General features: G+C 73.9%; 5 protein-coding genes and 1 pseudogene. All 6 read right to left on the bottom strand.

Features of this window, described 5'->3' with window-relative positions; translation table 11 throughout:
• Nucleotides 1-427 (bottom strand): hypothetical protein (locus VI078_02145; GenBank protein ID HEY5998088.1); only part of this gene is annotated, 427 nt, incomplete at its 3' end.
• 15 nt (nucleotides 428-442) lie between these two features.
• On the bottom strand, nucleotides 443-1,135 hold the full coding sequence (locus tag VI078_02140; protein ID HEY5998087.1) for a rhomboid family intramembrane serine protease: 693 nt from the start codon (nucleotides 1,133-1,135) through the stop codon (nucleotides 443-445).
• Nucleotides 1,132-1,800, bottom strand: a complete 669-nt coding sequence (gene purN, locus VI078_02135; GenBank protein ID HEY5998086.1) for a phosphoribosylglycinamide formyltransferase — start codon at nucleotides 1,798-1,800, stop codon at nucleotides 1,132-1,134. Before purN ends, VI078_02140 begins: the two co-directional genes overlap by 4 nt.
• Nucleotides 1,797-2,870, bottom strand: a complete 1,074-nt coding sequence (gene purM / locus VI078_02130) for a phosphoribosylformylglycinamidine cyclo-ligase (protein ID HEY5998085.1) — start codon at nucleotides 2,868-2,870, stop codon at nucleotides 1,797-1,799. Before purM ends, purN begins: the two co-directional genes overlap by 4 nt.
• Nucleotides 2,871-3,535: 665 nt before the next feature.
• Nucleotides 3,536-4,111: pseudogene (locus VI078_02125) on the bottom strand (ADP-ribosylation factor-like protein).
• 39 nt (nucleotides 4,112-4,150) lie between these two features.
• A partial coding sequence (locus VI078_02120) for a tetratricopeptide repeat protein (protein ID HEY5998084.1) occupies nucleotides 4,151-4,923 on the bottom strand: 773 nt, incomplete at its 5' end.

Genomic DNA, 4,923 nt, shown 5'->3' with positions numbered 1-4,923 from the left:
GCTGCGGCGCGGCGCGCTCGATCCTGCCCCGCAGCTCCTCCTCCTCCTGCGCCAGCGGCGCGAGCGCGCGGTGCGCCTCCCCGAACTCCCGCTGCAGCTCCCAGGCGCGCGCGGTGCGGTCGGCGTGAACGCTCAGCCGGTGACCCGGGAGGCAGACCTGGAGCGCCGGCGCGAGCGCGTGGAAGTGTATCCGGTCGTCGCCGAGCGGGCCGAACGGCGCGAGGCCCAGCTCCTGGAACAGCCGCGCGAGCGCCGGCTCGTGCTCGGGCCCGCCGGCGATCGCGTTCAGCAGGCGCAGCGGCAACGGCGGCCCCGAGGCGACATGCTCGAGCAGGAGCACCCGCTGGCCCCGCCGCGCCGCCAGCGCCGCCGCGGCCAGGCCGCCGAGGTGGTCGCCGAGCACGGCCAGATGGTAACTCTCCGTCACCTCGTCCCTCCCTCTCTAGCCGCCGAGGCGGCTCCAGAGCCGCGTCTCCCGGCGCTTGAACGGCACCAGCAGGACCATGCCCGCGATGAACCCGCCGACGTGGGCGAACCAGGCCACCCCGCCACCGGCGCCGCCGAGCGAGAGCGCGCCGGAGACGAACTGGAGCAGGAACCAGAAGCCGAGGAAGAAGAAGGCGGGGATCTCGATCGTCTGGGCGAAGAAGCCGAGGAAGACGAGGGTCACGATGCGTGCGCGCGGGAACAGCAGGAGGTAGGCGCCGAGCACGCCGGAGATCGCGCCGCTCGCGCCGACCATCTTCGTCGTCGACTCAGGGTCAGTGGCGACGTGCGCCACAGCCGCGATGACCCCGCAGGCGAGGTAGAAGACGAGGAACCGCAGGTGCCCCGTCGCGTCCTCCACGTTGTTGCCGAAGATCCAGAGGAAGAGCATGTTGCCGAGCAGGTGCAGCAGTCCGGCGTGCAAAAACATCGATGTCACCAGAGTCAGCAACGGCGGCACGCCCGTCATGGCGCTCGAGGCGGCCCCCGTGACCGCCGCCGGAACGGCTCCGAACGTCGAGGCGAAGATGTCCGCCTGCTCCGGTCCCAGCGAGAGCTCGTAGAGGAAGACGGCGGCGTTGGCGGCGATGAGCGCGACCGTCACCCCGGGGAAGGTCCGGGTCGGGACCGTGTCGCGGAGCGGGATCACGCGTCCGGCGGGGGATTCAGCAGCGCTGCCGTCTCCGGCGCCGGCCCCCGCCCCTCGACGAGCACCCGCCGGCCGGCGACGCGCAGGCGCCCCTCGGCCAGCAGCTGCAGCGCGAGCGGGAAGACGCGGTGCTCCTGCCGCAGGATGCGCGCCGCGAGGCTCTCCTCGGTGTCCGCGTCGAGCACCGGGACCACCGCCTGCGCGATGATCGGGCCGGTGTCGACGCCGGCGTCGACGAAGTGCACGGTGCACCCCGAGAAGCGGGCGCCGTGGTCGATGGCCGCCTGCTGCACGTGCAGGCCGGGAAACGACGGCAGCAGCGAGGGGTGGATGTTGACGATTCGCCCGGGGAACGCGGCGAGCAGCACCGGGCCGCAGACACGCATGTAGCCGGCGAGCGCCACGGTGTCGACGCCGTGCTCGCGCAGCCGCTCGACGATCCGTCCCTCGAAGCCCGCCTTGCCGCCGGGCCCCTGCGGGTCGACGAAGACGGCGGGCACGCCCGCGGCGCGGGCGCGCTCGAGGGCGTACGCGTCGGCGACGTCGCTGACCACCGCGCGCACCTGCACGTCGAGGCGTCCGGCCGCCGCCGCATCGAGGATCGCCTGCAGGTTCGAGCCCCGCCCCGAGGCGAGGACGCCGAGGGCGAGCTTCCCCGCGCTCACGGCCGCCCCCCCGCGCCTTCGCCGGGCCAGCGCCCGCGGTAGAGCACCCGACGCGCGCCGCGCACGACCTCGCCGACGCGGTGGCAGGCCTCGCCGCGACGGCGCAGCGCCCGCGCGACGTCCTCGGCCGCCCCCGGCCGCACGACCAGGATCATCCCGACGCCGAGGTTGAAGGTGCGCAGCATCTCCTCGCGCCCGATCCGCCCCTCGCGCTCGAGGAACGAGAACAGCGGCGGCACCGGCCAGGAGCCGAGGTCGACCGCCGCGGCGCACCCGCGCGGCAGCACCCGCGGGATGTTCTCGGTCCAGCCGCCGCCGGTCAGGTGCACGAGCCCGTGCACCGGGAACTTCGCGAACAGTCCCAGCACCGGCCGAACGTAGATGCGCGTCGGCGCCAGCAGCGCCTCGCCGAGGCTGCGGCCGTCGCCGGGCAGCGCGCGCCGCCACCAGCGGGGGCCGCAGCGGTCCTCGACCACGGCGCGCGCGAGGCTGTAGCCGTTGCTGTGCAGGCCGCTCGAGGGCAGACCCAGGAGGACGTCCCCGGGGCGGATCCGGCTGCCGTCGATGAGCCGCCCGCGCTCGGCGGCACCCACGGCAAACCCCGCCAGGTCGTACTCGCCGGGGGCGTAGAAGCCGGGCATCTCCGCCGTCTCGCCGCCGAGCAGCGCGCAGCCGGCCTGGCGGCACCCCTCCGCGACGCCCTTGACGATCTCGGCGATCCGCCCCGGGCGCAGCCGCCCGCAGGCGACGTAGTCGAGGAAGAACAGCGGCTCCGCGCCCTGCACGAGCACGTCATTGACCGACATCGCCACGAGGTCGATGCCGACGGTGTCGTGGCGATCGAGCGCGAAGGCGATCTTGAGCTTCGTGCCGACGCCATCGGTCGAGGCGACCAGCACCGGGCGCTTCAGGCGCCGCGGCAGGGCGAACAGCCCGCCGAAGCCCCCGATGCCGCCGAGGACCCCCGGGCGGCGCGTGGCGGCGGCATACGGCGCGAGCAGTCGCACCGCCTCGTTGCCCGCGGCGATGTCGACGCCGGCCTTGCGGTACGTCCAGCGGTTCTGCGTCATGCCTGCTCCTCCCCCGCCGCCGGCTCGCCGGCGGCCCGCCGCAGCTCCTCCCGCCCCGCCTCCAGCGCGACGATCTGGCTCTCGATCGTCCCCGCGAGGGCCGCGAGCGCGGCGCGCAGCCGCGCGTTCTCCCCCCGCAGCGACTGCAACTCCTCCTGGATGGCCCGCGCCCACGCCGGCGGTTCGCCGGCGTCCGCCTCCCCCGCCGGGCCGGTTCCCGCCCACCCGTACCCCGGGGCCGCCTCCGCCGGCGCTTCGGCCGCGGGCTCGACGCCGTAGCCCGGCCCCTCGTCGCCTCCGGCCGAGAACATCTCGAACTCGCGCGCGCGGTCCACGGCGCCCCCGAAGCCTCCCGGAGGTGGCGCCGCCGTCTCCTCCACCATCCCGGCGTCGGACGTCGTCGCGGCGGCGGTCTCCTCGCCGGGGTACGCCCCGCGGTACCCTTCGAGGTCGAACTCGTCGAAGGGCTCCTCGGCCTCCCCGGGCTCCTCCGCCTCCCCGGGCTCCTCGGCCGGCGCCGGCGCGGGGGCGGGCGTCGGCGCGGGCTGGGGAGGCGGCGGGGGCGGCGCGCTGGGCGCGAACACCTTCGCCGCGGGCGGCGGCGGAGGCGGGGGGGGCGGCGCCTCGGGGCGTTCCGCGGGCTGCGACTCGGCCTCGAACTGCGACCGCAGGCGGCCGAGCGTCAGCCTGACGACCGCCTTGAGCGTGTCGAAGACGCCCTCGCCCTTGTAGGCCACGGCCTCGACCACCGGGAAGCCCTCGACGCCCATCGCCGCCACCAGCTCGCCGTGGCTCGCGACGTTCGGCAGGTCCCTCTTGTTGAGCTGGATCACCACGGGGACGCGCGCCAGCTCGTAGCCGTTCTCGGCGAGGTTCTCGACGAGGTTCTCGAAGCTCTCGCGGTTGCGCTCGACCATCGAGAGCTGCGAGTCGGCGACGAAGACGACGGCGTCCACCCCCTTGAGCACGAGCTTGCGCGTGGCGTTGTAGTGCACCTGGCCGGGGACGGTGTAGAGCTGGAAGCGCACCTTGTAGCCGTTGATGCTCCCCATCTCGATCGGCAGGAAGTCGAAGAAGAGCGTGCGGTCGCCGTCGGTCGCCAGCGAGAGCAGCTTGCCGCGCGCGCCGGGGTCGAGCTTCTCGTGGATGAACTGCAGGTTGGTGGTCTTGCCGCAGAGGCCGGGGCCGTAGTAGACGATCTTCGCGGTGATCTCGCGGATCGCGTAGTTGAAGAGGACCATGGTGCTCCCGACTCTGCCTGCCTGGGGCCGCGCGGCGCGCTAGTTGGCGGCGGTCACGCCGCGCCCCCGCAGGTCCCAGTAGTGTTCGTGCGCCGTGCGCTTGACGCGCTCGTCATCCGCGAGTTCCAACACCTTCGACCACTGCTCGAGGGCCTCCTGCTCCTTGCCGATCCACTCGAGGACGGTGGCGTAGTGGACGCGGACCTCGAGGTTTTTCGGATCATAGAGGAAGGCCTTGCCGATTTCAATCGTGGCCTCGGCGAACATCCCGCGCGTGAAGTAGTACCAGCCGAGCGTGTCGCGGAAGAGGCCGTTCTCGGGGTCCTTCTCGATGGCGCGCATCAGGTACGGCAGCGGGTCGGCGGTGGCGGCCGGGTCCTCGAGCAGCAGCGCGCCGATGTTGTTGAGCGCCGCCGGGGAGTCCGGGTTCAGCCGCACCGCCTCCTGGAACGCGGCCGTGGCCGCGGCGCGGTCGCCCTCGAGGTACTTGAAGTAGCCGGCGGTGGTGTAGAGGAAGGACACCCGCGGCCAGCTCATCTGCGCCTGGGTCAGCAGCTGCCAGGCCCGGTCCCGCTCGCCGCCGCGGTAGAGCGCGAGCGCCAGGTTGTTGATGCCGAAGAGGTACTCGGGGTCGAGCTCCAGCGCCTTGCGGTAGGAGGCCTGCGCCGCCCCGGGCTTGCCCTCGCGCATGAGCGCGTTGCCGAGGTTGTTCTGCACGCGCGGCCGCCGCGCGCCAGCGTCGATCGCCTTCTGGTAGGCCGCGGCCGCCTGCTCGTACTCCCCGGCGGCGTACGCCGTGTCGCCGGCCTGCT

The organism is bacterium (assembly GCA_036524115.1).
In the GTDB taxonomy this organism is placed as follows: Bacteria; JAUVQV01; JAUVQV01; order JAUVQV01; family DATDCY01; genus DATDCY01.
The sequence above is the reverse complement of the archived record's forward strand: the minus strand, read 5'-3'. Positions and strand labels throughout refer to the sequence as shown.

Coding starts and splice junctions, on each gene's coding strand:
- purM (HEY5998085.1), bottom strand. CDS start 2,870: ATGACGCAGAACCGCTGGACGTACCGCAAGGCCGGCGTCGACATCGCC.